The sequence below is a fragment of the Amycolatopsis sp. NPDC001319 genome, from assembly GCF_042896185.1.
GTDB lineage: Bacteria > Actinomycetota > Actinomycetes > Mycobacteriales > Pseudonocardiaceae > Amycolatopsis.
Map to the genome: position 1 here is coordinate 18311 of NZ_JBIAWY010000024.1, position 25982 is coordinate 44292.

Annotated in this window: 29 protein-coding genes; 14 read left to right on the top strand and 15 right to left on the bottom strand. The window is 71.6% G+C overall.

Annotation, left to right across the window (positions count from 1 at the left end; translation table 11 throughout):
- Positions 1-13 precede the first annotated feature (13 nt).
- From ACFY1H_RS47630 to ACFY1H_RS47645, 4 genes are all read left to right on the top strand, one after another.
- Positions 14-556: a PadR family transcriptional regulator gene (locus ACFY1H_RS47630; RefSeq protein WP_386956553.1), complete on the top strand. Its 543-nt coding sequence runs from the start codon at positions 14-16 to the stop codon at positions 554-556.
- Complete coding sequence (locus ACFY1H_RS47635) at positions 553-2550, top strand: FAD-dependent oxidoreductase (protein ID WP_386956554.1); 1998 nt, start codon at positions 553-555, stop codon at positions 2548-2550. Before ACFY1H_RS47630 ends, ACFY1H_RS47635 begins: the two co-directional genes overlap by 4 nt.
- Before the next feature lie 22 nt (positions 2551-2572).
- A complete protein-coding gene (locus ACFY1H_RS47640) occupies positions 2573-3550 on the top strand; it encodes a prephenate dehydrogenase (RefSeq protein WP_386956555.1) in 978 nt (325 codons plus the stop codon).
- Positions 3551-3632: 82 nt separating this feature from the next.
- Positions 3633-3860 (top strand): antitoxin, encoded by a 228-nt coding sequence (locus tag ACFY1H_RS47645; RefSeq protein ID WP_366577483.1) that lies wholly within the window; start codon positions 3633-3635, stop codon positions 3858-3860.
- A gap of 8 nt (positions 3861-3868) precedes the next feature.
- Here the strand turns inward: ACFY1H_RS47645 and ACFY1H_RS47650 are convergent, their stop codons facing one another.
- Complete coding sequence (locus ACFY1H_RS47650; RefSeq protein ID WP_386956556.1) at positions 3869-5830, bottom strand: FUSC family protein; 1962 nt, start codon at positions 5828-5830, stop codon at positions 3869-3871.
- Positions 5831-5902: 72 nt separating this feature from the next.
- Here ACFY1H_RS47650 and ACFY1H_RS47655 point away from each other — a divergent pair, with 72 nt between their 5' ends.
- The gene (locus tag ACFY1H_RS47655) at positions 5903-6355 is read left to right on the top strand and encodes an SRPBCC family protein (RefSeq protein ID WP_366577479.1); all 453 of its coding nucleotides are present in this window, start codon (positions 5903-5905) and stop codon (positions 6353-6355) included.
- Between the two features lie 84 nt (positions 6356-6439).
- Complete coding sequence (locus ACFY1H_RS47660) at positions 6440-7183, top strand: polysaccharide deacetylase family protein (RefSeq protein WP_386956581.1); 744 nt, start codon at positions 6440-6442, stop codon at positions 7181-7183.
- Between the two features lie 4 nt (positions 7184-7187).
- Here the strand turns inward: ACFY1H_RS47660 and ACFY1H_RS47665 are convergent, their stop codons facing one another.
- The 6 genes from ACFY1H_RS47665 to ACFY1H_RS47690 all read right to left on the bottom strand — a co-directional run bounded on the left by ACFY1H_RS47665 (position 7188) and on the right by ACFY1H_RS47690 (position 13632).
- Complete coding sequence (locus ACFY1H_RS47665; protein ID WP_386956557.1) at positions 7188-9782, bottom strand: CHAT domain-containing protein; 2595 nt, start codon at positions 9780-9782, stop codon at positions 7188-7190.
- A 51-nt stretch (positions 9783-9833) separates the two neighbouring features.
- Positions 9834-10316 carry a carboxypeptidase regulatory-like domain-containing protein gene (locus tag ACFY1H_RS47670; protein ID WP_366577477.1) on the bottom strand — a complete coding sequence of 161 codons (483 nt, stop codon included), beginning with the start codon at positions 10314-10316 and terminating at the stop codon, positions 9834-9836.
- On the bottom strand, positions 10313-10918 hold the full coding sequence (locus tag ACFY1H_RS47675) for an RNA polymerase sigma factor (protein WP_285970991.1): 606 nt from the start codon (positions 10916-10918) through the stop codon (positions 10313-10315). Before ACFY1H_RS47675 ends, ACFY1H_RS47670 begins: the two co-directional genes overlap by 4 nt.
- A gap of 1003 nt (positions 10919-11921) precedes the next feature.
- Entirely contained in the window at positions 11922-12065 is a 144-nt protein-coding gene (locus ACFY1H_RS47680) for a hypothetical protein (protein ID WP_366577473.1), read from the bottom strand.
- Between the two features lie 100 nt (positions 12066-12165).
- Entirely contained in the window at positions 12166-12921 is a 756-nt protein-coding gene (locus ACFY1H_RS47685; protein ID WP_386956558.1) for an SGNH/GDSL hydrolase family protein, read from the bottom strand.
- Positions 12922-13008: 87 nt separating this feature from the next.
- Positions 13009-13632, bottom strand: coding sequence for an NAD(P)-dependent oxidoreductase (locus ACFY1H_RS47690; protein ID WP_386956559.1), 624 nt, complete (start codon positions 13630-13632; stop codon positions 13009-13011).
- Between the two features lie 90 nt (positions 13633-13722).
- On the opposite strand from ACFY1H_RS47690, the gene ACFY1H_RS47695 reads away from it, so the two are divergent.
- Positions 13723-14295, top strand: coding sequence for a TetR family transcriptional regulator (locus ACFY1H_RS47695; RefSeq protein WP_366577467.1), 573 nt, complete (start codon positions 13723-13725; stop codon positions 14293-14295).
- A gap of 4 nt (positions 14296-14299) precedes the next feature.
- Here the strand turns inward: ACFY1H_RS47695 and ACFY1H_RS47700 are convergent, their stop codons facing one another.
- A complete protein-coding gene (locus tag ACFY1H_RS47700) occupies positions 14300-14788 on the bottom strand; it encodes a GbsR/MarR family transcriptional regulator (protein WP_386956560.1) in 489 nt (162 codons plus the stop codon).
- 94 nt (positions 14789-14882) lie between these two features.
- Between ACFY1H_RS47700 and ACFY1H_RS47705 the strand changes: the two genes are divergently transcribed.
- Entirely contained in the window at positions 14883-15776 is an 894-nt protein-coding gene (locus ACFY1H_RS47705) for an ATP-binding cassette domain-containing protein (protein WP_386956561.1), read from the top strand.
- Positions 15773-17401: an ABC transporter permease gene (locus tag ACFY1H_RS47710; protein WP_366577461.1), complete on the top strand. Its 1629-nt coding sequence runs from the start codon at positions 15773-15775 to the stop codon at positions 17399-17401. Before ACFY1H_RS47705 ends, ACFY1H_RS47710 begins: the two co-directional genes overlap by 4 nt.
- Here the strand turns inward: ACFY1H_RS47710 and ACFY1H_RS47715 are convergent.
- From ACFY1H_RS47715 to ACFY1H_RS47725, 3 genes are all read right to left on the bottom strand, one after another.
- Complete coding sequence (locus ACFY1H_RS47715) at positions 17398-17838, bottom strand: hypothetical protein (RefSeq protein WP_386956562.1); 441 nt, start codon at positions 17836-17838, stop codon at positions 17398-17400. The genes ACFY1H_RS47710 and ACFY1H_RS47715 overlap by 4 nt on opposite strands.
- Before the next feature lie 36 nt (positions 17839-17874).
- The gene (locus ACFY1H_RS47720; protein WP_366577457.1) at positions 17875-18243 is read right to left on the bottom strand and encodes a hypothetical protein; all 369 of its coding nucleotides are present in this window, start codon (positions 18241-18243) and stop codon (positions 17875-17877) included.
- An 843-nt stretch (positions 18244-19086) separates the two neighbouring features.
- Positions 19087-19647 (bottom strand): TetR/AcrR family transcriptional regulator, encoded by a 561-nt coding sequence (locus tag ACFY1H_RS47725; RefSeq protein WP_386956563.1) that lies wholly within the window; start codon positions 19645-19647, stop codon positions 19087-19089.
- Positions 19648-19751: 104 nt separating this feature from the next.
- Between ACFY1H_RS47725 and ACFY1H_RS47730 the strand changes: the two genes are divergently transcribed.
- Entirely contained in the window at positions 19752-20546 is a 795-nt protein-coding gene (locus ACFY1H_RS47730) for a nuclear transport factor 2 family protein (protein WP_386956564.1), read from the top strand.
- Here the strand turns inward: ACFY1H_RS47730 and ACFY1H_RS47735 are convergent.
- The 3 genes from ACFY1H_RS47735 to ACFY1H_RS47745 all read right to left on the bottom strand — a co-directional run bounded on the left by ACFY1H_RS47735 (position 20512) and on the right by ACFY1H_RS47745 (position 22273).
- Positions 20512-21297, bottom strand: a complete 786-nt coding sequence (locus tag ACFY1H_RS47735; protein WP_366577904.1) for a metal-dependent hydrolase — start codon at positions 21295-21297, stop codon at positions 20512-20514. The genes ACFY1H_RS47730 and ACFY1H_RS47735 overlap by 35 nt on opposite strands.
- Positions 21298-21356: 59 nt before the next feature.
- Complete coding sequence (locus tag ACFY1H_RS47740) at positions 21357-21710, bottom strand: STAS domain-containing protein (RefSeq protein ID WP_220245742.1); 354 nt, start codon at positions 21708-21710, stop codon at positions 21357-21359.
- Between the two features lie 254 nt (positions 21711-21964).
- Positions 21965-22273: a WhiB family transcriptional regulator gene (locus ACFY1H_RS47745; protein ID WP_326567734.1), complete on the bottom strand. Its 309-nt coding sequence runs from the start codon at positions 22271-22273 to the stop codon at positions 21965-21967.
- 151 nt (positions 22274-22424) lie between these two features.
- Between ACFY1H_RS47745 and ACFY1H_RS47750 the strand changes: the two genes are divergently transcribed.
- The 4 genes from ACFY1H_RS47750 (at position 22425) to ACFY1H_RS47765 (ending at position 25130) form a co-directional block, all read left to right on the top strand.
- Positions 22425-22841: an anti-sigma factor gene (locus tag ACFY1H_RS47750; protein WP_366577451.1), complete on the top strand. Its 417-nt coding sequence runs from the start codon at positions 22425-22427 to the stop codon at positions 22839-22841.
- Positions 22838-23611: a SigB/SigF/SigG family RNA polymerase sigma factor gene (locus tag ACFY1H_RS47755; RefSeq protein ID WP_364044307.1), complete on the top strand. Its 774-nt coding sequence runs from the start codon at positions 22838-22840 to the stop codon at positions 23609-23611. The genes ACFY1H_RS47750 and ACFY1H_RS47755 overlap by 4 nt, the downstream gene beginning before the upstream one ends.
- Positions 23612-23678: 67 nt before the next feature.
- Complete coding sequence (locus tag ACFY1H_RS47760) at positions 23679-24101, top strand: ATP-binding protein (protein WP_386956565.1); 423 nt, start codon at positions 23679-23681, stop codon at positions 24099-24101.
- A gap of 48 nt (positions 24102-24149) precedes the next feature.
- Complete coding sequence (locus ACFY1H_RS47765; protein WP_366577446.1) at positions 24150-25130, top strand: aldo/keto reductase; 981 nt, start codon at positions 24150-24152, stop codon at positions 25128-25130.
- A gap of 70 nt (positions 25131-25200) precedes the next feature.
- Here the strand turns inward: ACFY1H_RS47765 and ACFY1H_RS47770 are convergent, their stop codons facing one another.
- Positions 25201-25947, bottom strand: coding sequence for a 3D domain-containing protein (locus ACFY1H_RS47770; RefSeq protein WP_366577444.1), 747 nt, complete (start codon positions 25945-25947; stop codon positions 25201-25203).
- Between the last annotated feature and the right edge of the window lie 35 nt (positions 25948-25982).

The window sequence follows — 25982 nt, forward strand, 5'->3', positions numbered from 1 at the left end:
CACCCTGAGCGCCATGGCACTGGAGCACGCGATCCTCGTCTCGCTGTCCGAACGCTCGGGTTCGGGCTACGAGCTCGCGCGCCGCTTCGAGAGGTCCATCGGCCTGTTCTGGAGCGCCACCCACCAGCAGATCTACCGCGTGCTCAAGCGGATGGAAGAGGCCGGCTGGGTGGCCGTGGAGACCGTTGCGCAGGGCGGGCGGCCGGACAAGAAGGTGCACACCGTCAGCGAAACCGGCCGCGCCGAGCTGCGGCGGTGGCTCGCGGAGCCCAACGCGTCGGCCGGGCCGCAGGAGCTGGCGGTGAAGCTGCGCGGGGCGTCGTTCGGAGACGAACAGGCCGTGGCCGAAGAGCTGGCCCGGCACCGCGCCGCCCACGCCGAGCGGCTCGACGCGTACCGCCGGATCGAGAAACGCGACTTCCCCGCACCCGTGAGCGGCCGCGCCCGGCACCAGTACCTCGTGCTGCGCGGCGGAATCCGGGCCGAAAAAGGCCAGGTCGAGTGGCTCGACGAAGTCCTGACCGCGCTGCACCACGACGAGAAGGACGCCCGATGACGCCCTACCCGCACCTCCTCGAACCCCTGGACCTCGGCTTCACCACCTTGCGCAACCGCGTGCTCATGGGCTCGATGCACACCGGCCTCGAAGACCGCGCGGCGCACTTCCCGCAGCTCGCCGAGTACTACGCCGAGCGCGCTCGCGGCGGCGTCGGCCTGATCGTCACCGGCGGGTTCGCGCCGAACCGCACGGGCTGGCTGCTGCCGTTCGCATCGAAGCTTTCGACGACGGCGGAAGCCAAGGAACACCGGCAGCTCACCGCACCCGTGCACGAGGCCGGCGGCAAGATCGCGCTGCAGATCCTGCACGCGGGCCGCTACTCCTACAACCCGCTGAGCGTCTCCGCGTCGAGCCTCAAGGCGCCGATCAACCCGTTCCGCCCGCGCGCGCTGACCGGCTACGGCATCCGGCGGACGATCCGCGCGTTCGCCGACTGCGCGGCCCTCGCCCGCGAGGCGGGGTACGACGGCGTGGAGATCATGGGCTCCGAGGGCTACCTGATCAACCAGTTCCTGGCCGAGCGCACCAACAAGCGCACCGACGGCTGGGGCGGCTCCGCGGAAAAGCGCCGCCGGTTCGCCGTGGAGGTCGTGCGGCGCACGCGCGAAAAGGTGGGACCGGACTTCATCATCATCTACCGGCTCTCGATGCTCGACCTCGTCGAAGGCGGCCAGAGCTGGGACGACGTCGTGGCCCTCGCGAAAGACGTCGAGGCCGCCGGCGCGACGATCATCAACACCGGCATCGGCTGGCACGAGGCGCGTGTGCCGACGATCGTGACTTCGGTGCCGCGCGCCGCGTTCACGTGGGTGACCGGGAAGCTCAAGCCGCACGTGTCGATCCCGGTGGTCACCTCGAACCGGATCAACATGCCGCAGGTCGCCGAAGAGGTGCTGTCGCGCGGCGATGCGGACCTCGTGTCGCTGGCGCGGCCGTTCCTCGCCGACCCGGCGTGGGTCCGCAAGGCTTCGGAGGGCCGGGACGACGAGATCAACACCTGTATCGCGTGCAACCAGGCCTGCCTCGACCACGCGTTCCGCCGCAAACCCGTGTCGTGCCTGGTCAACCCACGCGCCGGGCACGAGACGACGCTGGTGCTGTCGCCGGCTCGGCGGGCGAAGCACGTGGCCGTCGTGGGTGCCGGCCCGGCGGGGCTCGCGGCGGCGACGGCGCTGGGCGAGCGCGGCCACCGCGTGGAGCTGTTCGAGGCGGCCGACGAGATCGGCGGCCAGTTCGGCATCGCGCGGCGGATCCCCGGCAAGGAGGAGTTCGCCGAGACCATCCGCTACTACGCGCGGCGGCTGGAGGTCACGGGCGTGAAGGTGCACCTCTCGCGGCGGGCCTCGGCGGCGGATCTGACCGGGTTCGACGAGGTCGTGCTGGCCACGGGCGTCGTGCCGCGGGTGCCCACGCTGGCGGGGATCGACCATCCGAAGGTGGTGTCCTACGTGGACGTCGTGCGAGGTGGCGCGTCGGTCGGGTCGCGGGTCGCCGTGATCGGGGCCGGCGGGATCGGGGTGGACGTGAGCGAGTTCCTCACGTCGTCGTCCCTGGATCGCGACGAGTGGATGGCAGAGTGGGGCGTCACGGACCCCGACCTGGCCCCGGGTGGGCTCGGGGTGGCGCGGCCTTCGCCGGCGCCGCGGACCGTCTACCTGCTGCAACGCAAGAAGACGCCGATCGGGGCGTCGCTGGGCAAGACGTCGGGCTGGGTGCACCGGGCCGCGCTGAAGGCGAAGGGCGTGGAGCGGGTCTCCGGCGTCACGTACGAGCGGGTGGACGACGCCGGGCTGCACGTCACCGTCGACGGGAAGCCGCGGCTGCTGGAGGTGGACACGGTGGTCGTCTGCGCCGGTCAGGAGCCCGTGCGGGACCTGGCCGACGCGCTGGGTTCGACGCCGGTGCACCTCATCGGCGGCGCCGACGTGGCGGCCGAGCTGGACGCGAAACGCGCCATCGACCAGGGCACGCGCCTGGCGGCCACACTGTAGCCGGGTTGCGGCCACTGGCAGGATGAGGCCCGTGCGAGATGTGTGCGTGATCGGGCTCGGGCTCATCGGCGGGTCGCTGCTGCGCGCGAGCGTGGCCGGCGGCAGGACCACGTGGGGCGCCGCGGTGTCCGAAGTGGACGCCGACGCCGCCAGCCGCGCCGGCTACGACGTGACCACCGACGTGGAAGCCGCGCTGCACCGGGCGGAGTCGGCCGAGGCGCTGATCGTGCTCGCCGTGCCGCTGCCGGCCGTCGAGAACCTGCTGCGGCTGGTCGCGCAGCACGCACCGCACTGCATTCTCACCGACGTCGTCAGCGTGAAGGGCCCGATGCTCGACGCCGTGCGCCGGCGCGCGCCGTACACGCGTTACGTCGGCGGGCACCCGATGGCGGGCACGGCCGAGTCGGGCTGGCTCGCGGGCAACGCTTCGCTGTTCGAGGGCGCGGCCTGGGTCGTCGGCGTCGAGGAGGACACCGACTTGGAGGCGTGGGCCGAGGTGACCCGGCTGGTGCTCGACGTCGGCGCGTTCGCCGTGCCGCTGCCCGCCGACTCACACGACGAGACCGTCGCGCGGATCTCGCACCTGCCCCACCTGTTCGCCGCGATCCTGGCGACCATCGGCGCCCAGGGTGGCCCGCTCGCGATGTCCCTGGCCGCCGGCTCCTACCGCGACGGCACCCGCGTGGCCGGCTCCAGCCCCGAACTGGTCCGCGCCATGACCGAAGGCAACCGCGACGCGCTCCTGCCCATCGTCGACGAGGCCCTCGGCCGCCTCGGCGCCGCCCGCGGCTCGCTCGCCTCCACCGGCGGCCTCGCCGCCACCATCAAAGCCGGCCACGACGGCGCCCTGGCCTGGGCCGCCGCCCACGACGCCGCCCGCTCGGGCGTCCGCATCACCCTGTCCGCCCCGGACGCCCGCGAAGCCCTGATCGGCCTGGGCGAACGCGGCGGCCGCATCACGGCGCTGGAGGACGGCGTGGCCGGCGGGGAAGTCAACTGACCCCAGGGAATTCGCCGGAGTTGCCGGGGGCGTCCGTTGTGTGACGATGGGGGCGTCTGAACTCCGGGATTGGGGAGCGAGCATGGGCATCAACTTCGACGAGCTCAAGAACAAAGCCACCGAGGCGCTGCGAGACAACAGCGACAAGATCGAGCAGGGCCTCGACAAGGCGGCCGGGTTCGCCAAGGCCAAGACGAGCGGCCACGACGCGCAGATCGACGGCGGGGTGGAGAAGGCCAAGGACTTCCTCGGCAAGCTCGCCGGCACCGACAAGCCCGGCGACGGTCAGCAGCAGCCCCCGCAGCAGTAGGCGGCCGGTCAGGTGCGCCGGTGGTAGGGCAGGAACCGGCGCACCAGCCGCAGCGGCGTGGTCTCGACGAGGTCCGGACCGCGCACCGCGTCGAAGGTCGAGCCGAGCTGGTCGACGACGCCGGCGAGCTGGGCGCTGTCCGGCAGGGGCACGGATCCGGGCTCACGCTGTTCGCGCACGGCCGCCGCGAGTTCGGCCAAGGCGTCGGTGAGCAGCGAGATCTCCGCGGGCGACGGGGCGGGCACGCCGCGGCCGAGTGTCACGGAGACCTCGGTGACGGCGTCGGCCACGCGCTCCAGCCCGGCGATCACCGGCCACCATGCCACGGCGTGCCGGCCCGCGGGTGAGGGCTCCACGATCACCTGCTGGAACGCCGTGCGCAGGTCCGCGAGAGCGCGGTAGGCGGCGCGGCGCGAGCGGGAACGGGCCAGTCGTGCTTCGGGGGTCGAGTTGAGGACCAAGGCGGCACGCACGTAATCCGCGACCGTGTCGAAGCTGTCCGCCAGCCGGCCGCCGACACGCGGGCGGCGGGAGCCGGGCCAGAGCAGGTAGCCGATCAGCAGCACGATCACGCAGCCGGTGACGGTGTCCAGCAGCCGCGCGAGGACGACCGACCAGCTGCCCGTCTGGGCGAGGTCCATCTGCAGGATGATCAGCGGCGTCACGAAGGTGCCGAGCATGCCGTAGTTGCGCACCTTCCCGATCGCGGCACCGCCCGCGAACAGGGCGATCAGCACCACCAGCACCCAGCCGCGCGCGCCGACGGCGAGCACGATCGCGCCGAGGCCGACGCCGGCGATCGTCCCCATGCCGCGCAGCAGCGCGCGGCCGAAGACCGAGCCGAAGTCGGGTTTCAGCACCACGCCGACCGTCAGCGTGATCCAGTACGAACGCTCGAACGGCACCAGCAGCGCCACGACCTCGGCGACCGCCACGCACACCGTGAGGCGCAGGGCGGCCAGCCACGTGTAGGGACCCGAAGCGAGCGAACCGAGCCATTCGCGCAAGCGCTGCGCCGGCGACGCGGGCTTGCGGCGCTGCCGGTCGTCGCCTTTCTCGATGCGCGCGAGACCGGCGTAGAGCGCGGACTCCACCGGGTCGAGGTCGTCCTCGGGCATCGGCGGCGGCGCAGGCAGCGGCTGGGTCGCGAGCACGGACGCGGCCGCGCCGGCGAGGTAGTCGATGACCTCGGGCGGCGGCCGGTGCCCGGCGTTGACCATCGCCACGGACGCCTCGACGGCAGGAGTGGTGGCGGACAACAGGTTCAGCAGCTGCCGGTACGCGGCGTCGCGACCCGAGAGCCACGAGCGCGCGGTGAGCAGCCGGTCGTACGCGGTGCTCATGGCCGTGGTCAGCTGGTTGCGGGCGACGCGCGACGTCGGCTCGTCGGTGGCCGACAGCATCGCGGCGAGCTCGATGTAGACCTGCGCGACAGCGGTGCGTTCGGGGCTCGTGCCACGGACCGTCCACGTCACCAGCGCCACGAACAGGCTCCAGGCCGCGCCGAGGCAGAAGTAGCCGAACAGCTCTTCGACCTTCAGGCCCGTCGCGTGCTGCGCGGTGCCGAGCACGCAGAAGACGAACATCTGCAGCGCCGCCACCGACGCGTTGCTGCCGGCCGCGCTGATCAGCGCCGACACCGCGGCGATCACCACGATCGCCGGGATCGACCACGCCGGCACCGCGCCCGTGAGGAGGCCGACGAGGTATCCGCCGGCCGCCGCGAGCGTCGCGCCGCCCAGCCGGCGCGCGCGGTAGCGGTACGGCCCGGCGGCCTCGGACAACACGGCGGGCAGCGCGCCGGTGGAAACCAGGGCACCCACCGCGATGTCGCCGGCCGCGTACGCGACGGCCAGCGGCGTGGCGAGCGCGAGGACGGCGCGGGCGACCATGTTCCACGGCACCGGGACCGGTTTCGAGCGGAGGAGCTGGACCAGCCAGTGCGGCGCGGCGAAGTCGGGGCGGCTCACGCACCCATCTTGACCTACGCTGAGCGTCTCGGGTTAATTATCACCCTGTCAACAAGACGGAAGGGGCCGACGATGCCGGGCCGTACGTTCTCGTTCGAGGTCAACCGCGTGAGCACGGCGCCGCCGGAAGTCCTGTTCCGCCTGGAAACCGAGGGTCCGCTGTGGTCGACGTGGGGCCGGCCGCTGATCGTTCAGGCCCGCTGGGCACGGCGGGGTGACGACGATCCCAACGGCGTCGGCGCCGTCCGCGAGGTGGGACTGTGGCCGGTGCTGCTGCGGGAGAAGACGGTGGAGTACGAGCCCGACCGGCGCCACGTCTACACGTTCGACGGCTCCGGGCCGGTCCGCGACTACCGCGCCGAGGTGTTCTTCACCCCCAATTCCGCGGGCGGCACGGACCTGCGCTGGACGGGTTCGTTCACCGAGTCCGTGCCCGGCACCGGAGCCTTCGCCGCCGCCGCGCTCCGCGGTGCGATCCGGATTCTGTCGGCACAACTGGTCAAAGCGGCCGACTCCGGGCGCTGACCGGGGTGCGCTGGGCCACAGCGGTTCAACTCCGGCCCCGGGCGCGACGTCTCCCCTCGTGTGAAGCGTGTGACGAAGCTGGGTGTGGTGGTGGCCGGGTTGTTCGCGGTGGCGGCTTGTTCCGCGCCGGCACCGGTTGTGGCGCCGTCGCCCAGCCAGCCGAACCCCGCGCCCGGCGCGGTGCACCCGACGGTTCCGCCGGGGCCGTACCCGTTCGGCACGGTGCAGCAGAAGGCGCCCTCCATCGCCGACGGCAAGGTCGGCGTGGTCCGCCGGATCACCACCACGAAGCCGTACGTGTTCATCACCATGGACGACGGCGCCGTCAAGGACCCCTCGGCGCCGGGCCTGATCCAGCAGTCGGGCGGGCACCCGGTGCTGTTCCTGAACCAGCGTTACGTGAAGGGCCACGAGGCCTACTTCAAGTCCATTTTGGACTCGACGGGCGCGACGCTGGGCGACCACACCGTCGACCACCCCAACCTCAAGGGCAAACCGCTGGCCTACCAGCAAAAGCAGATCTGCGACGACGCCGACGACTTCCAGCGCGAGCTCGGCGTGCGGCCGGTGTTGTTCCGCCCGCCGTTCGGCAACTACGACCAGAACACGCTGCACGCCGCCCAGCTCTGCGGCATGCGGGTCGCCGTGCTGTGGTCCGCGGCCGTGAACGACGGCCACGTCCAGTTCCAGGTCGGCGACAAGCTGCGCCCGGGCGACATCGTGCTGATGCACTTCCGCAAGACGTTCAAGGAAGACTACGAAGCTTTTCTCGCGCAGGCCAAGAAAGACGGCCTGACGCCGGTTCCGCTCGCGGACTTCCTGGGCTAGTCGGTCAGCCCGCGCCCAGGCAGACGAACGGTCGCCGCAGCGGGTCCACGGCGATCGCCTCCGCCAGCGCCAGCGCGGGCGGCGTACCGTCGGACAGCCGCCGGTGCAGGTCCGCCATCGTGTCCGCCGCCGCGCGGTCGCCGACGCGGGCGACGGCGCCGATCACCGTCCGAGAGCCGCTCGCGAGCAGCGTGCCGGCGAAGCCGAGGGCTTCCTCACCCGGGCGGATGTGGCTCATCGCCAGCTCGCAGGCCGCAAGGACAACGCGTTCGGGCGGGTTCGCGAGGCGCGAGGTCTCGTGCGCGAACAGTGGGCCGTCGACGAGTTCGAGGCGGGAGAACAACGCGTTGGCCGGCTCGTGGGCGCCGTGGGCGACGAGGTGGGCCAGGCGGGTGCCGTCGAGCGCGGCGAGGACGGCGGAGCTGGTGGCGCCGGAGCCGTCGACGAGCCGGGCGTCCGGGTAGACCGAACGCAGTTTGCTCACCTCGCCGACCGCGCCGGGCACGCCGGGACCGCCGGCGAGCAGCACGGCGTCGGCGTCGGTAGCGCGTTTGGCGGTGATCCACGCGGTGGCCGACGGCGCGATGGACACCGCGTGGCCGCGCAGCGACGGCAGCGCGCCCCACGGCATCGCGTAGAGCTGCCCGATCGGGACGATCACGAGTTCGCGGTCGTCGAGCGTCTTGACCAGCGACGCGGAGATCAGCGCGTCGAGCTTGTCCGCGCGCCGGACGGCGGACGCCGCCACGGTCTCGGCCAGCATCGGCGGCAGGTGGTCGGGTGCCAACGCGTCGAGGTCGGCGTGCAGCTGCTTCGCCGTCTCCACGATGTCGTGGTACGGCCCGAGCTTCAGCAGCCGGAACGACCCGCGGTCGACGACCACCGAGTACAGCTGCCCGTTGTACGGCACCAGGCTCACGAGCACACGGTCGCCGAGCTGCGCCACGACCTCGTCCGGCGTCGCGACCGGCCGCGGCCGGCCCCACGGGCTCGTGTGCCAGCCGAGCCGGCTCGCCTCGTGCTGCAGTGCGGAATAGCGCTGCTCCAGCGCCTTCACAGGCTCGCCCTCGGCACGGGCGCGCTGGATCGTGCGCTGCAGGTGCCGCATCTCCGTGATGTGCTTCGACAGCACCGGATCCTCGATCACCGGCAGCGGTTCGTAGCGGTAGACCTGGGCCCGCGTGCGCTCCAGCCACGCGAACATGCGGCGGGCACCCGCGGCGTTGTTGCGGGCGCGGCGCAGCACGAGCTGCATCGCGAGCCGGCCCAGTTCTTCGCCGTGCACGGCCGTGCCGCACACCAGGTCGAGCCCGCCCATGCGGTCGCGGATCATGCCCAGCTCACGAAGCCCGGCGCGCGCCTGCGCGAGCGCGGACCGCGGCCGGCCCGTGGCCACGGCCAGCTCCGCGCGGCACAACCGGAACAGCATCCGGTGGTCGATCGGCGTCGTCTCGCGCGGCTTCGGCACCCGGGCCAGCACCTTCGCGGCCTCGTCGATTTCCCGGCGCCGCAACAGGAGCCGGACGGCGAGCAGCCGCGCGACGGCCGCCTCGTCACGCACCCCGAGCTCCGACAGGCGTTCGGCCAGCGCGACGAGTTCGGCGGGCAGCCGCGGGGTCGACCGGGCGCCCCGCGTGCTGAGGATCTTGTGCGCGTCGGCGCGGAACCGGGCGAGGCCGGCGATCTCGGCCCACGTCGTGTTGCCGCGGCGCAGGAACCGGCGGCGCGCGGCGGACGCGAACTTGCGCGCCAGCTCGAAGTCTCCCTCCAGCAGCGCGGCGGCGGCGCGGGCGACTTCCGCTTCGGCGACGTACTGGCCCGTGCGGTTGGCCCGCAGCTGCGGGAGCGCTTCGTCGAGGTGGCGCGCCGCTTCCTCGCCGAGGCCCGCGGTGAGCAGCGCCCGCGCCTGGTCGAGGCGCACGACCTGCAGCGATCCGGGGCTGACGGTGCCGTAGAGCCGCGCCGCTTCCTCGTAGTTGCGCAAGGCCTCGGGCACGTCGCCGACGAGCTGGGCGTGGTCGCCGAGGTTCTGCCGGATCTTCCCTTCGAGCAACGTGTGACCGTGCTCGACGGCGAGCGTGAGCGCGCGGCTGAGGTCGCGGTGCGCGGCGTCCGGCTTGTTCATCGCCATGTGCACGAGGGCGCGGTTGTTCAGCGTCCGCACGAGCAGCAGGAAGCCGTCGTCCACTTCGGACTCGATGGACGGCAGCACGAGGTCGTAGAGGGCCAGCGCGTCGGCGGAGCGGCCCGCGCGCATCACGACAACGGCGCGCTGCAGGCTGATGATCAGCCGCAACGAGCCGCGCACCGCGCCCTCCGGAAGCCGCAGCCGCACGGTTTCGGCGACCTCGAGGTGCGCCAGGCCCGCCTCGGTCGACGTGACCTCCGCCTCGGCCGAGGCCAGGCTGATGAGCACGCGGGTGTGCAGCTCGAGGACGTCGCCCACCGGCTCGGGAGCCCGCGCGAGCCGGTTCAGCGCCTGGTGGAACAGGCGTACCGCGGCGCCCGGCCGGAAGTCGGCGGCTGCGGCGCGGCCCCTCGTGTAGAAGTCAGCCGCCGCCGCGATCACCCGATCGGAGGCGGATTGCTGCTCGGACACACCCTCTATCTGAGCACACTCCAGCGACACGCCGTAACGCCCGTCCGGGTTCTAGAGCACGACCGTGGGAGTCACGACAGTCCGGCGCCGCGGCCCCTCACCGAGGTGCACCAGGATCTGCGTGGTCCCGCACGGCACGTTCTCGAGCACGAACCGGCCACCCTCGTCGGCGACGGTGGCGAACGTGCCCTCGTCGGCCACGCGGATCTCCACCTCGTACTCGCCGGCGGGCGCGAGCCAGCCGTCGATCCGGTGCAGCTTGCCGACGCGGGTCAAGTTGATCATCACCGTCAGGTCGCTGACGGTGAACGTGATCGTGCCCGTGGCCGTGCTGCGGACGCCGGCGAGCTCGCCGGCGCGCTCCCACCGCGCGACCTCGACGTCGAGGTTCTCCAGTTCGAGCGCGAACTGGACCCGCTGCACCAGATCGTCCGGTGGCGGGTCCAGTTCGTCGAGGAAACGGCCTAGATCGGCAAGCAGCGTCTCGTCGTCCGGCAGAGCGCTGCCACTTCCCGGCGCGCCGATGTCGTTCATCGGCCACCCCCTTCTCCTGCGAGGAGATCGCGCATCGTGTCGAGGCAACGACCCCTGGTGGGTCCGATGCTGCCGCGCGGCATCCGCATCGCTTCGGCCACCGCCTGGTATTCGGCGCGGCCGGCGAGAACGGTGAGGCGAAGCAGTTCCTGGCAGCGAGTGGGCAGCCGGAGGAAGGCGCGCCAGACCCGTCGGTCGTTGTCGGCGCGCACGGCTTCGTCCTCGGGCGCGGGGTGGGTGCTTTCGAGGTTCTCGGCGACCTCGTCGCTCAACGGCACCGGCTGGACGCGGCGCCCGTACGGGTGGGCTGCTTCGCGTCTCGCGGTGGTGATCAGCCACGCGGCCAGCGCGCGCGGATCGCGCAGCTTCTCCAGCTGGCTGAACAGAGCGAGCCACACCGTCTGCACGACGTCTTCGGCGACCTGGCGGTTCAGCCCGTTCGCGCGCGCGACGTGCCAGACGAGCGGCGTCAGCTCCTCGACGAGTTTCGCCATCGCCCGCCGGTCACCGGCCCGCGCCGCCTCCATGCAGGCAGCGTGCAGGTCGACGCCGGTCAGGCCTTCCCATGGCGGGTCTACCTCGGTGGTTTGCACGTCGGTCACCGTATCTGCCTCGCTCTCGAGGCGCGTTGGGTTCGGCGGCGGTGTCGCGGGTCTGTCTCGGGGGCCTTCTCGGGGAAGGAGCAGGCAGGAAGGGCTGGGATACATCGGGTCACTTACTCGGGTGGTGGGCCGTCGTGGTGGGTCGGTGCTGCGGAGTGGTGCTGCGGAGTGGTGGTGATCGGTGCTGTGGATCGGTGGCTCACGGTCGGGTGCTGGGTGGTCCGATCGTGGGCGGGCCGGCCTGGTGGGCCAGCCCCTTGCGGCCGGTTTCCGCGGCCCGACCTGGTGGGGCCGGTCCTCGGTTCTCGGTCCTCGGTCTCGGTCCTCGCCGTCTCGGTGCGCCGGCTCGGTGCGCCGGTCCTCGTCCTCGCGGTTCAGTTGCCCTTGGCCGACCTGGCGGGTCGGTCCCTCGTGTCGCGGTGCTCCGGCCTGGCGAGTCGGTCGTCGGTCGTGCCGGCTCGGTACGCCGGTCCTCGCCCTCGTCGGGTCCGGCTTCCGTGGCCCGACCTGGCGGGTCGGTCCTCAGTCACCTGGTCTCGCTGTGAGCCGGCGTGGTGTGCCGGTTCCTGTCCTCGTGGTCCGCGGTGGCGGGCCGGCTCGTCGTGGACCGGTCTGGTCCTCCGGTCCGGTTGATCACCCGATCCGGCGTGGTGCGCCAGACCGCCGACCCGGGCCGGTTGGTCCTCCGGCCCGCTCCGTGATCCGCCCTGGCCGCTCACCCGATCCGGTGTGGTGCACCGGATCGCCAGCCGCACCGGGCCTCCGTGGGCCGATCCGGTGGACCGGCTGTGGTGCCGCGCCGGGGCGGCTCCCCCGTGGGCCGGCCCGGTGGTGCGGCTTCGTGCACCGACCGGCGCGGGCGTGCACCCGCACCGGCCGGCGCTCCCCTCCCTCTTCCACGGGTCCGCTCCCCATCGAACCCGTCCGGGCGGCTCCTCCCCTGAACCCGCCCGGCAGACGGCGTCCGGCAGCCCCCTCGGCCCCCGGGCGCCGCCCGGTCTCGCTACTTCGAGGTGGTCGGCTCGTCGTAGGGGTCGAAAGCGCCGTCAGGCTGCGTCGTGCCACCGCCACCGTGCGGCGGCTTGCCGGTGGTGACCGGCGGGGCGGGGGTGGTCGGCGTGTTCTCTTCGGTGGACTCGGCGGGCATCTGGGTCTCCCTTTTCCCTCGGCTGCCCCATAGGACGCAACAAGGGTCCCCCCAGATACACGGAGAGCGAAGATTTCTGGGGACTTTTCGTCTTCGCTGGTCAGATGGGTTGGCGCGGCTCCCTCGGATGCGGATCGACCGTGACCCCGGGTAGGCCGGCGACCACCGCGGGCGCCAGCGCCGCGGCCCAATCGCGGTACCCGATCGGCCCCGGGTGGAAGCGGTCCTCGGCGAACGTGCCCTCGTGCAGCAGGTCGGGTGTCATCGCCGAGTACGTGACACCCGGCAGCCGCGCGAGCTCGGCCGCGGCTGCGTCCAACGCCGTCGAGCGCGCGGACAGCGCGTCGCGCAGCGGCCGGGGCAACGACGGGAAGCTCGCCATCGGCGGCACCCCGGCCAGGACCACCGGCACCGGCCCCAGCCGTTGCCGCACGTCGGCGACCACCCCCAGCAGGTCGCGCCGGAACCGCGCGGCCGAGTGCAGCTCGAGAGTGTCGTTCACCCCCAGCGCGACCACCACGACGTCGGCCGGCGCCAGCCGCGCGACCAGCGACCGCCGGACCACCGCGGCGGTCGCCCCCGTCAGACCCACCGCCTGCCAGCGCACCCGCAGACCACGGCGGGCGAGCTCGTTCGCGAGCTGACCGGTGAGCCCGTCGGCGTGCGCGGCCACGCCGACACCGTCCACGGTGGACTCCCCGAGCACGGCGAGCCGGACCACCGGGCCGTCGCCGAGGACGCCCGAGGTCGGCCCGCCGGCGCCGGGCAGGCGTGGGGTGCCGCGGCGGACGCGCAGCGCTTGCACCGCGAGGACCGGGGCCAGCGCGGCGAACAGGAAGAGCCGGAGGAGAGCCATGCCACCGACCTTAAACACGATCACCGACCGTTCCGGCCCGCGAGGCCGAGTTGTCCACAGGCAGAGCGAGTTGTGGACAACTCGTCCTCAACCGCGCGCGATCCCGACGGTTTCCCCGACCAACGCCGTATCCTCCGCCGCGTCGAGCAGGAACGTCGCGACGTCCGCGCGCGAAATGCTGAAGCCGCCCCGCAAAGCGCCTCGCGAACTCGACCGCACCCGGCCCGTGGCCGGACCGTCGGTGAGCCGAGGCGGACGCACGATCGTCCACTTCAGGTCACTGGCCCGGATCGCCGACTCCATCACGCGCAGATCGTCGAAACCGTTGCGCAGCACCGCACCCAGGATGGGCTTGACCACGAACCGCGTGAACGGGTCGTCGCCCTCGGTCGTCAGGCCGATCGCACTCACCGCGACGAACCGCGTGGTCCCGGCCGCCGCGATCACGGCTCGCGCACCGTCGGCGTTCACCGTGGTCGGACGGCGGTCGCGCGCCCCGAGCGCCAGGACGATCGCGTCGCGTCCCTCGAGCGCCGAACCCAGCGAAGGATCGTCGAGCGCGTGCACCGCGACGTCCAGCCGCGGATGGCTCGCGACGTGCAGCCGCTCGGGCGACCGGACCACGGCCGTCACGTGCCAGCCCCGCGCGAGCGCCTCCCGCACGGCCAGCGTGCCGATCCGTCCACTCGCGCCGAGAACGGTGATCTTCATGGCGACTCCTCCGACCCAGGGGTGAGTGTTTACTCACCAGGTAGGGTGAGTAAACACTCACCACACTGAGAACGTCCTCAGGGAGCACCGTTGGGAAGCCGTCAGGACCTCGTCGCCGCAGCCGCCAAGGTCATGCGCGAGCAGGGCTACGCACACGCGACCACGAAGGCCATCGCGCAGGCCGCGGGGTATTCGGAAGCCTTGCTGTACAAGCACTTCCGCGACAAGACGGCGTTGTTCCTCGCCGTGCTGAGCGAGGAGCTGCCGGCACTGGGCGCCACGGCCGCGCGCCTCACGCGCCATGCCGCCGACGCGTCGCTGGAACAGAACCTGACCGAGCTGGCCGGCACCGCGCTCGAGTTCTACCGCGCGAGCTTCCCGATCTCCGTCTCGATCTTCTCCTCGCGCGACCTGCTGCGCACCCACCGCGCCGCGCTCGACGCCGAACACGGCCCCGACCAGCCGATCGTCCTGGTGGAGACGTACCTGCGGGCCGAAGCCGCGCTCGGCCGCATCCCCGCCCACACCGACCTCGACGCGGCGGCACGGCTGCTGCTCGGCGCGTGCTTCCAGCAGGCCTTCCTGGACTCCTTCGAAGACACCGACAGCGGCACCGCCGTCGCGGCCCGCCTGGCGAAAACGCTGATCGCCGGGTTCCGCTAGACCATCAGGCTTCGGCCGCCCGCCGCCGGGACCGCTCCTCGTGCCACCGGTCGTAGAGGTTCGTGACCTCTTTCAGCACGAACGACAGGAAGTCCTGCATCTCCGCCAGCCGCTTGCCGGCAGGCGTGTCCGCGCCCAGCGCGTCGATGCCTTCCTCGGCCGCGTCGCGCCACATGATCAGGAACCGGTCGCGCTTGAGGAATGTCGCGTACCAAAGGTCGTCGTACAGCCGGTAGTGGTCGCGGCGCTCGCCCGGCTCGCGGACCTTCGTCACGAGCCCCACCTGCTCCAGGTACCGCACGGCACCGGAAACGGCCGCGGGGCTCACCGACAGCTGCGACGCCAGATCGGCGGCCGTGAGCTGACCTTCGTCGGTCGTCATCAGGGCCGCGAAGACGCGGGCGGCCATGCGCTGCATCCCGATCTGCGACAGCACGAGGCCCAGGCTCTCGACGTACCGGCGGACGGCGTCCTCGTCTCGCTGCGTCGTCATCCGTCCATCCTCTCGCACGCCCCAGGCCATGATCACTAGATCCAGACATTTTCTTAACTTCACAACTTCGTGAAACAAGTGTAGCTTCCGAAACATGGGAAACGCCATCTCGATCTCCGGCCTCCACAAGTCGTTTGGCGCGGCGATGGCCCTCGACGGCCTCGATCTCCAGGTTCCCGTGGGGGAAGTCCACGGTTTTCTCGGCCCGAACGGCGCCGGGAAGTCCACCACCGTCCGGGTTCTGCTCGGGCTGCTGCACGCCGACGCGGGCGAGGTGCGCCTGCTCGACGGCGATCCCTGGCGCGACGCGGCGAGCCTGCACCACCGCCTCGCCTACGTGCCCGGCGACGTCAACCTCTGGCCCAACCTCTCGGGCGGCGAGGTGATCGACCTGCTCGGCCGCCTGCGCGGCGGGCTCGACCAGGGCCGGCGCAAGGACCTCATCGAGCGGTTCGACCTCGACCCGCGCAAGAAAGGCCGCACGTACTCCAAGGGCAACCGGCAGAAGGTCGCCATCGTGGCCGCGCTCGCGTCCACTGTGGACCTGCTGATCCTCGACGAGCCGACCTCGGGCCTCGACCCGCTCATGGAGTCGGTGTTCCAGGAGTGCATCCAGGAGGAACGCGCGCAGGGCCGCACCGTGCTGCTGTCGAGCCACATCCTCGCGGAGGTGGAAGCGTTGTGCGACAAGGTGAGCATCATCCGCAACGGCCGCACCGTCGAGTCCGGCACGCTGGCCGAGCTGCGCCACCTGACCCGCACGTCGATCACCGCGGAGCTGGCCGGCCCGCCCAACGGCCTGGCCAAGCTCGCCGACGTCCACGACCTCGAGGTCACCGGAAACCGCGTGAAGTTCGACGTCGAGACGCGCTCGCTCGACGACGCGTTGCGCCAGCTCACGCAGATCGGCGTGCGCAGCCTGGTCAGCCAGCCGCCGACGCTCGAGGAGCTCTTCCTGCGCCACTACACCGAGGGGACCGGGAAATGACCGCGACCCTCACGCGGGCGCCGGCCACGAACACGGCGCTCGTCGGCACCTGGCACCTCACGCGGCTCGCGCTGCGGCGCGACCGCGTGATCCTGCCGATCTGGATCGTGCTGCTCAGCATCGTCCCGGCCGCCACGGTGTCGAGCTACGACCAGTTCTACCCCGACGCCGCCAGCCGCGCGGCACTCACCGCGGGTGCCGCCGCGAACCCGTCGTTCTCCCTGCTCTACGGCCCCGCCTTCGACCTCACGACGGCGGGTGGCTTCATCGCGTGGCGCATGGGCGGGTTCCTCGCGCTGCTCATCGGGCTGATGGCGGTCTTCACGGTCACGCGCCACACGCGCGCCGAGGAGGACTCGGGTCGCGCGGAGCTGCTGGCGTCCACTGTGGTCGGTCGCTACGCGGCGCTGACGGCGGCCGTCCTCGTCTCCGGCGCGGCGAGCGTGCTGATCGGCGTGATCCAGGTCGGCACGATGATCAGCGCGAAGCTGCCGGCCGACGGTGCGCTGGCCTTCGGCGCGGGCACGGCGTTGGCGGGCTTGGTGTTCACGGGCGTCGCGGCAGTGGCCGTGCAGCTCGCCGAGTACTCGCGCACGGCCAACGGCATCGGCACCGCGGTGATCGGCGTCGCCTTCCTGCTGCGCGGCGCGGGCGACTCGACGTCCGACGCCCACTGGCTCTCGTGGCTTTCGCCGATCGGCTGGTCGCAGCAGGTGCGCCCCTTCGCGGGCGAACGGTGGTGGGTGCTGCTCCTGCCCGTCGTGCTGAGTTTCGTGCTGGGCGCCGCCGGCTACGCCCTCCTGCCGCGACGCGACGTCGGCACCGGGCTGGTGCCGCCCCGCCCGGGACCGCCTGGAGCGAAGGCTTCGCTGCGCACGCCGTTCGCGCTGGCGTGGCGGCTGCAACGCGGCCCGCTGCTGGGCTGGGTCATCGGCTTCGCCGTCGGCGGTGCGCTGTTCGGCTCCATCGCGAGCGGCATCTCCGGCCTCGTCGGCGACACCGAGCAGACGCGTCAGATCTTCGAGCGCCTCGGCGGTTCCGATGCGATCGTCGACGCGTTCCTCGCGACGATGGTGAGCCTGTTCGCCATGCTCAGCGCGCTCTACGGCGTGCAGGCGACGTTGCGGATGCGCACCGAGGAGACGGGCGTGCGCTTCGAACCGCTCCTCGCCACCCGCGTCGGCCGGCTGCGGCTGGCGGCGAGCCACCTCGTGTTCGCGTACGTCGGGACGGCCCTGCTGGTGCTCGTCGGCGGAGTGCTGCTGGGCATTTCGCACGGGCTGCGCTCCGGCGACGTCGGGGGTTCCGTGGCCGACATGCTGACGGCCGTGCTGGTGCAGGTGCCGGCGACGTGGGTGATCGTTTCGGTGTGCACGCTGCTTTTCGGGCTGCTGCCGCGCTTCACCGGCCTGGCCTGGGCGGCCGGTGCGTTGGGGCTGCTGATCAGCCTCTTCGGGCCGGTGGTGAACGCGCCACAGGCGGTGCTGGATGTTTCGCCGTTCCAGCACCCGCCGAAGCTCCCGGGCGCGGCCTTCACGGCGACGCCGATCGTGTGGCTACTGGTGATCGCGGTGGCGTGCCTGGTGGTCGGCCTGTTCGGCTGGCGCCGGCGGGACGTGGGTTAGCGAACGGTCCCGTCGGGCCCGACGACCAGGCGGACTTGGACTCCTGGCTCACCACACCGGCTCGCTTTCGGCGCCGACGGGTGGACGGTCGTTCGCTGCGGCCGGCCACCGTCGAAGGCGAGCTCGACTTCGACGGGCGCGGCGGGCAGTCCGGGGATCTCGACGAACCCGTACCGCCCGCCGGTCGGCGTGGCCGATGCTGCGCAGGCCGTGGCGGTGCAGGTGGTGGGGCCGGCAGTGGTGGCGTTCTGGAGCTCCACCTGGCGCCGGGTGCAGTGGCCAGACCAGCACGCCGTTACTTCCGCTCGACTGAACTGCCCGGCCGGCACGTCGATGGCGAGGCCGTCGGGCGCAGCGATCGCCGGGCACATGAGCGGTGGTGGGCTGCAGGCGGCGAGGCTGAGCAGGAGGACGGCGACGGCCAGGTGTCTTCGCACGTCAGCCAGACGTACGGGGGCGCCCGGCCGGTTGCATCACCACTGCGACGAGGCGACGTTCGGCGCGATGGCCGACGTCGGCCCCAGCGACGTCGGCGAGCCCGACTCCGACACGGGCGCCGGCGGCTCGCGGGTCACGGACACCGTCGAGGTCGTCGTGCGCGGGGGCGGCGCGGGTTCGGACTGTCCGGACTGCGATTGCGTGACAGTCACCGGGGGTGGCGGCTGACCCGTGACCGTCACCGTGACCGGTTGCGCGGGCGGTGGCGACGACGGGACCGACGAATCAGCCGGACGCACCGGCGAGTTCCCGGCCACGAGGAGTGCCGCCACCAGCAGGCCGACGGCGAAGCCGGCGAGCCCGGTTACGACGACAGAACCCCAGGTCGGAGCCGTGTTGGACAAACCGGCACCTCCCTCGCCGAGCCGACGCGCGGGTACGAGGAGTAGTCGCGTTGATCTTATGCCCCGTTACAGACGGTGCAAGTTGAGCCGAATAAACTCAAGTTTTCGATCAGATGACACCGCGCCGCAGGTCCAAGGGCTCGCCGCGACCGGGCCCGGCCGGCCTCGACGAGCAAACGTTGTGCGGCGCCACTGGATTCTGCCGCTTTCACCTCACCAGCAGCGCCACCCTCGCGGCCCGCTCGCTCTGACGACACTCGCGCCGGCTCCGCAGCCACCCGCCGCCCCAGCGCCCGGCTCGGCGCTCGACAATCACCCTTTGCGAGGCGCTCACCAGGCAAAACCCCCGCCCTCCCAAGGGGGGCGTCCCCTCTCCATTCTACCGGCCAGCGCCGACAGGACCGTTGAAAAGCTGCGCAGAGGCCCGAGTTATCCACAACTCGATGCCACTGTGGACAACTCGGGCGGGTCACGCAGCGGACTTCGGCGAATCACGAGGGCAGGTCACAGAGAGTTGAGATCGGCAGAGGGCCGAGGTCGACCACAGGGCAGCGGCGACAGGCGCCAGACGGCCTGGGCGGGTACGTCGCCGGCGGTGCAGGCGCGGGGGTTCGGGATCATCCTCGTCAACGTCTACGCCGTGAGCTTCCGCCAGGCCGTCACGCCGAGGCGGCTGCTGGGTCGCGTGACCTCGACGACGCTGATCCGCGGCACCGCGCCGCTGGGCAGCCTGGCGGGTGGCGGCCTGAGCCACGGTGACGTCGATGCGCACCACGCCGTACGTCGTCGGCGTCGGGCTGGTGTTGTCGACGGCGATCCTGCTCGCGTCGCCGCTGCGGAAGCTCAGGGACCTGCCGGGGTGACGGTGCGGAGGCCGTCGAGCAGCACGCGGACCAGGTGATGACTGCCGGGCGAATAGTGCTCCACCGCCAACGCACCGACGATGAGCGCACGCAGGTCGTCGCCGTCGAGGTCGGTGCGGACGGCGCCCGCGGCCTGCGCGCGTTCGAGCAGGGCGGCGAGGTTCGCGCGGAACTCCGTGCCGACGTCCGCCTTGTACGCGGAGCCCGTGGTGGCACCGAGGGCTTCGCAGATCGCGCGGTTGAGGGAGGCTTGCTTGATCACGCGTGCGAAGTAGTAGTAGAAGGCCTCGCCCGGGTCTTCGGCGTCGACGAGCTCACGGGCCTCGGCCGCGAACTGCTCCAGCCGCTCCAGCACCACGGCCTGGAAAAGCGCTTCCTTGCTGGGGAAATGCCGATAGACCGTGCCCGCGCCGACGCCCGCGAGCCGCGCGATGTCGTCGAGGGGCACGGCCAGGCCGTCGGCCGCGAAGGCCTCCTCGGCGGCGGCCAGCACGCGGGCCCGGTTGCGGCGCGCGTCGGCGCGCAGCACTGGCTTGTCCACGGGCGTCCTCCTCGATCTCGTTGACAATCGGAGCGCACACTCCGTATCGTGGGAACCGGGTGCACCGTTCCGATTCAACCTTATTCTTCCTCGGAGAACTCCTGATGAGCCGAACCGTGTCCGAAATCTCGCAGCTGTTCGTCCGCAGCATGCAGACGCTCGACCCCGCGCCGCTCGCCGACGTCTTCGCCGCCGAAGCCGTGTACGAACTGCCCTTCCACGGACACCGCGTCGAGGGCCGCGAAGCGATCCTGGCGACGCTCGGCGACGGCGCCGGCCGCGCCCGAGCGCTCGGGCTGGACTCCGTGGAAGTCGGCGTCCGCGAACTGGCCGACGGGTTCGTCGCGGAGCTCACGGTCGAGGGCCGCAACCCGCACACCGGGGAGAGCTACGGGTTCCCGTCGTCGGTCGGGCTGGTGACCGTCCACAATGGAGAGATAACGGCGTACCGCGACTTCCCCAACACCGCGGCCGCGCACACCATGACCGGTGCCGCGACGGTGTTCCGGCAGTTCCTGGACGCGTCCGTGGAGAACCGCTGGGACGACCTCGCCGACCTCTACGCCGAGGACGTGGTGCTGGAAATGCCCTTCACCCCGGCCGGCGTGCCGCGCGTGACGCGCGGGCGCGAGGAACTGCGCCGCCGCTTCCGCGCGGCCGCGTCGGTGCGCCGCATGACCAAGGCGGACAACGTCGTCGTGCACGAAACCACCGACCCGTCCGTGCTCGTCACGGAGTTCGACCTCCACGGCGACTTCGGCGGCGAGCCGTTCGTCTCGTCGTACGTGATGGTGCTGACCGTGCGCGACGGCAAGATCTCCCACACCCGCGACTACACCGACACCGCGGCGGCGGCGAAGCGGATCACTGCGTCGCGGTCTGTGCCGCCGGTGGGCTGAACAGGCGTTCGGCCGTCGAGGTCGTCCAGCCCCACACGCCGGGGACCAGGAGCACGCCCACGACGACGAAAATCGGGAACACCAGCCGTGTCTCCACCTTTTTGCCGGTGCGCAGGCGGAAGATCTTCGGCGGCCGGATCTCGTACCAGGTTTCGCCCGCGATGGGCAGTGGGAAGAGGAACGGGCAGCCCGACTCGGTGAGCGAGTCGCCGAGACAGTGGACCAGACAGCCGGCCGCCACGGCGATGCCGAGCCAGCCCGAGATCTGCTGCAGCTGCGCGACGTGATCGGGCGGCGCGGTGAGGTACCACCACAGGATGGCGCCGATGATGACCGGCAGCAGCCAGTCGCCCAGGGCGCCTTCTGCGAGCAGCAGGCCGAAGAGCATCACACCGAACACGGCCCACGGACCGCCGGCGGAAGCCCCCCACGATGCGAGCGCACCCAGACCGGCGGCGAAGAGCACCGTGTGCGAGAGGTGGCGGTGCTTGCCGGTCACCTTCTCGTCGCGCGGCCCCTTCGTCAGGGCATACACCGCCGCCGAAACGCGGCGCAGCAGCCACGACAGCGCGCCCGTCAGCCAGCCGAGGAGGCGGGACGCGCTGGCGCCGGGGTGGTCGAGGTCGGGGAGCAACGCGAAGCCGGCTGTGGTGGCGGCGAAGACCACCGCCTGGTGCACGGAACCGGCGCCGACCGCGGGCGCGAGGGCGAGCCCCGCGCACCAGCCGGTCAGGGCGTGGGTGCGCCCCATCATCGTGGATCTCCCCCAGGTCGCGAGCGGAATTCAGGTCCGCGCGACCGTATCGGGGATCAGGCGGGCGGTTCCTCCGACACGCTCAGGTGTTCGGCCACTCCCGTGAGCTCGATGACGCGGCTCACGGCCGAGCTGGGGACCACCGCGAGCTCGACGTCCTGCTCACGGGCCTGCCGCTGGGCGTGCAGGACCACGTTCAACGCCGAGGAGTCGAAGAAGGTCACCCCGGTCAAGTCGGCCACCACGCGCTGCGAGCTCTTGTCCGCGATCAACCCGGCAAGGGCTTCCTGCAGCTGCGGGCTGGTGAGCAGGTCGAGCTCACCGTTGACCACCACCCGCGGCTCGGCGGCCTCGGTGTCCAGCGTGATGCCGAACCCCGGAGGGGTGGCGTTCTGGTCGGCTGCGGGCATGCAGTTTCTCCTCGTCAGGCGCTGCTGCTGCGCCGGTACGCGCCTGTAGTTCAAGCGGCAACCGTTCACGGTTCCAGGCATCTGGAAAGTCCAACCCTAACCCAGTGGGTGACCGCCGCCGCGTCGGCCGCCACTGTCCCGGACAACGGCGCAGGAGAGCAAGAGCCGGACGGCGGCAAGGGCGTTCAGGCGAACGGCCGCGCACACATCGACCCGCGTGCCGTCGGGGCACGCGGGGCGGGTTCGGGGCTGGGTCAGGCGGACAGCGGGTCGCGCTTGGCGGCGCGGCGTTCCCGCATGAACAGCTCACGGCGCTCGATCTCGCCGAGGCCGCCCCAGATGCCGTACGGCTCCTGTACGGTCATGGCGTGCTTGCGGCACTGCGCCAGCACGGGGCAGGTCTGGCAGATCGCCTTGGCGCGCGACTCACGACGCTCGCGTGCGGACCCACGCTCGTTGTCGGTGTGGAAGAACAGACTGCTGTCCGCGCCGCGGCAGGAACCCTGCAGCTGCCACTCCCACTCCTCGGCGACCACGTTGGGCAGCCGGCTCACGTCAGCCATCTCGTCCCCACCTTTCCCGGGATCAGCACTTCGACCGCTACATGCCCGCCGGTCGCGCGAATCAAACCCGGGTTTGGTTTGCTCACACCCCGGGCATGAGCAGACCGGGCAGCACAGGACACGGCCGAGTGAGCCGGAGAGAGGACCGCACGTGGAGGACAACGCCCCGCTCGATCGGGAGGACGCCCAGCTCATCGAGGTGCGGACGGCGGCCATCCCGCACGTGGTGCCCACGCTGCGCACGATCGTCGCGGACATCGCGATGCGCCAGGACTTCGACCTCGACGCGGTGGAAGACCTGCGGATGGCGGTGGACGAGGCGTGCTCGATGCTCCTGCCGTCCTCGGCCGACGGCAAGCTGACCTGCGTCTTCTCGTGGATCGAGGGGCGCATCGAGGTCACCGTGTCGGTGGTCGCCGACACCCCGGACCACGGTGACGACACCGGTCTGTCCTGGCAGCTGCTCACGGCGCTGGCCACGTCGGCTCGCCGCACCGTGACCCCGGCCGAGGGCCGGTACCTCTCCCGGGTTCAGCTCGTCCGGGAGAGCGAGGTGGCGCGCCCGTGACCACCCCCGCCGAAGGCGGCGAGACCGATGTGGCGTCGCTGTTCGACGAGCTGGCCCAGCTGCCCGAAGGCTCGCCGCGCCGCGAGGAGATCCGCGACAGACTGGTGCGCGAGCACCTGGAGCTCGCCCGCAACCTCGCGCGGAAGTTCCGCAACCGCGACGAGGCCATGGACGACCTCGTGCAGATCGCGACGGTCGGCCTGATCCACGCCGTCGACCGCTACGACCCGACGCAGGGCACCGACTTCCTGGCGTTCGCCGTCCCCACCATTTCGGGTGAACTGCGTCACCACTTCCGGGACAACAGCTGGTCGGTACGGGTTCCGAGGCGGCTGAAAGAGCTCAACGCGTCCATCTCCGCCGCGCGCGAGGAGCTCACCGTGCGGCTCTCGCGCGCGCCGCGCCCGAGTGAGATCGCGCAGCACCTCGGCGTGCCGATGGAGGACGTGTACGAAGGCCTGCGCGCCGGCCAGGGCCGCTACGGCGCTTCGCTGGACAACCTGCTGGAGAACTCCGCGCACACGCGCTTCGGCGCGCCCGACGCGAACCTCAGCCAGGCGGAGCTGCGCGAGGCGCTGCGGCCCATGCTGGAGAGCCTGCCGGAGCGGGAGCGCAAGATCGTCGCGCTGCGGTTCGGGTCGGGCATGAGCCAGTCGGACATCGCGCGCCGCGTGGGCGTTTCGCAGATGCAGGTGTCGCGCCTGCTCGCGTCGACGCTGAAAAAACTGCGAACCGGACTCGTCGAGACCGACATCACCGAGGGCACCTGATTCGGGGTCCACCCGCTTGGGTAGTAAGCCGGTGCGAGTAACGGACAGGTCGGGAGGTGTGGAAGCCATGACGACGTCGAAGATGCCGACGCGAGGCACCACGACACCCGCCACCGTGCGCCTGGCGCTCCCGGACGACGTCACCGCGCCCGCGATCGCCCGCCACGCTGTCCGCGCCGCGCTCGAAGAGCTGGCTGTGGGCGACCAATGGCGGGACGACGTATTGCTGGCGACGTCCGAGCTGGTGACCAACGCGTTCGAGCACGGTGAGCGGCCGGATCGGCTGGAGCTGCGGCTCTCGGAGGGACGGCTGGTGGTCTGCGTCTTCGACGCCGGCCACGAGGTGCCGCGCCTCAAGGAACCCTCACCGGAGGCCGCGCGCAGCCGGGGACTGCAGCTGGTCCACGTGCTGTCGCAGGAGTGGGGCTACGAGCCGTGCGCGGGCGGGAAGTACGTCTGGGCAGCGTTCGCGGTGGGACCGGTCGCGTGAGTGCCTTGACCGCTCGGCGCTGATCCGGGTCCGCTTAGGATCGCTCGTATGGAGACTCGCAAGATCACCCGGCTGGGGCGTGAGGTGTCCGCCGTCGGCCTCGGGTGCTGGCAGCTCGGCGCCGACTGGGGCACCGTCGACGAATCCGAGGCCATGGGCGTGCTGCACGCGGCGGCCGACGAAGGCGTCACCTTCTTCGACACCGCCGACGTCTACGGCGACGGCCGCAGCGAGACGCTGGTCGGCCGCTTCCGCCGCGAACGTGGCGACGGCGTGTTCGTGGCCACGAAGATGGGCCGCCGCGCCGAGCAGGTACCGGAGAACTACGTCGAGAAGAACTTTCGCGAGTGGAACGACCGGTCCCGCCGCAACCTCGGCATGGACACCCTCGACCTCGTCCAGCTCCACTGCCCGCCGACCGCCGTGTACTCGTCGGACGCCGTGTACGACGCACTGGACCGCATGGTCGACGAAGGCCGGATCAAGGCCTACGGCGTCAGCGTCGAAACGTGCGACGAGGCCCTGACGGCACTTTCGCGGCCGAACGTCGCGTCGGTGCAGATCATCCTGAACTGCCTGCGGCTCAAGCCCCTGGAGCGCGTGCTGCCCAAGGCGGTGGAGACGGGCGCCGGGATCATCGCGCGGGTGCCGCTGGCGTCGGGCCTGCTGTCGGGCCGCTACACGGCCGCGACGACCTTCGGGACCGACGACCACCGCAACTTCAACCGGCACGGCGAGGCGTTCGACGTCGGCGAGACCTTCTCGGGCGTGCCGTTCGAGGTCGGGCTGGAGGCCGTGGAGCGCCTGCGCGGGCTGGTGCCGGAGGGGCAGACCCTGGCGCAGTTCGCGTTGCGGTGGATTCTGGATCAGCTCGGGGTTTCCGTGGTGATCCCGGGTGCGCGCAACGCGGAGCAGGCACGGGGCAACACCGTCGCCGCCGGGCTGGCCCCGCTGCCGGAAGAAGCGGCGGCCGGCGTGCGGGCCACGTACGACGAACTGATCCGGCCACTGGTGCACGACAAGTGGTGACGGGCTAGGAAAAGGGCTTCCTCGAGCGGAGATTCACTCGAGGAAGCCCTTTCTTCTGTTCGATGGCTCGCTATTCCACCGTGAGCGTCAGGCGTTGCACTCCCCAGTCGTTGGCCTGGTTGCCCGGCAGCCAGACGTCCAGGATGTCGTCCTTGATCCAGCTGCCGATGTCGGCCGCGTAGCAGTGGCCGTAGCCCGGGACGGAAATCCTGGTGCCCCAAGGGATGTTGCGGGCGTCGACGGCGCAGAAGCCCGGGCCGGCCTGGTAGCCGAGGGCGGTTTGGGCGACGTCGTTGTAGGCGGTGACGCGGTAGTTGAGCGTGGTGCCCTTGGCGACGGCGTAGGGCGCCAGCTGACCGGACGAGCCCACGCGGTACGCGGTGGAGATCTGGCCGAGCGAGCCGGGTGAGTTGTCCTCGGCCGTCATGGCGTAGAGCTGGTAGCTGGCGTTCTGGCAGGGGCTCGCGTCGGTGACCTGGAGCGTCTGCTGGCCCCAGTCGCTGATCCACTGCAGGGCCTGGCCGTTGCGGAATGCACGGTAGGCCTTGGCGCCCGGCACGCGGGAGAACGTGAAGGTGACCTTGCCGTCGCCGCCGAGGCCGCCGGTGACGCCGGTGGGCGCGGGCAGGCGGTTGCTCACGTTGACCGCGCCGACGAGGGAGCCCGGGCCGTGGCCGCCGGAGACGGGGCGGTCGGGGATCGGGCCGGTGTAGAAGTGCTGGCACGCGGGCAAAGTCGCGGCGCTGGCCGTCGCGACGGGGACGGTGACGAGCGCGCCGAGCGCGAGCACGGCGGCGCTGAGGGCTCTGAGTTTCACTTTCGGAACCTCCAGTGGGGACCGGGGTGGAGGAA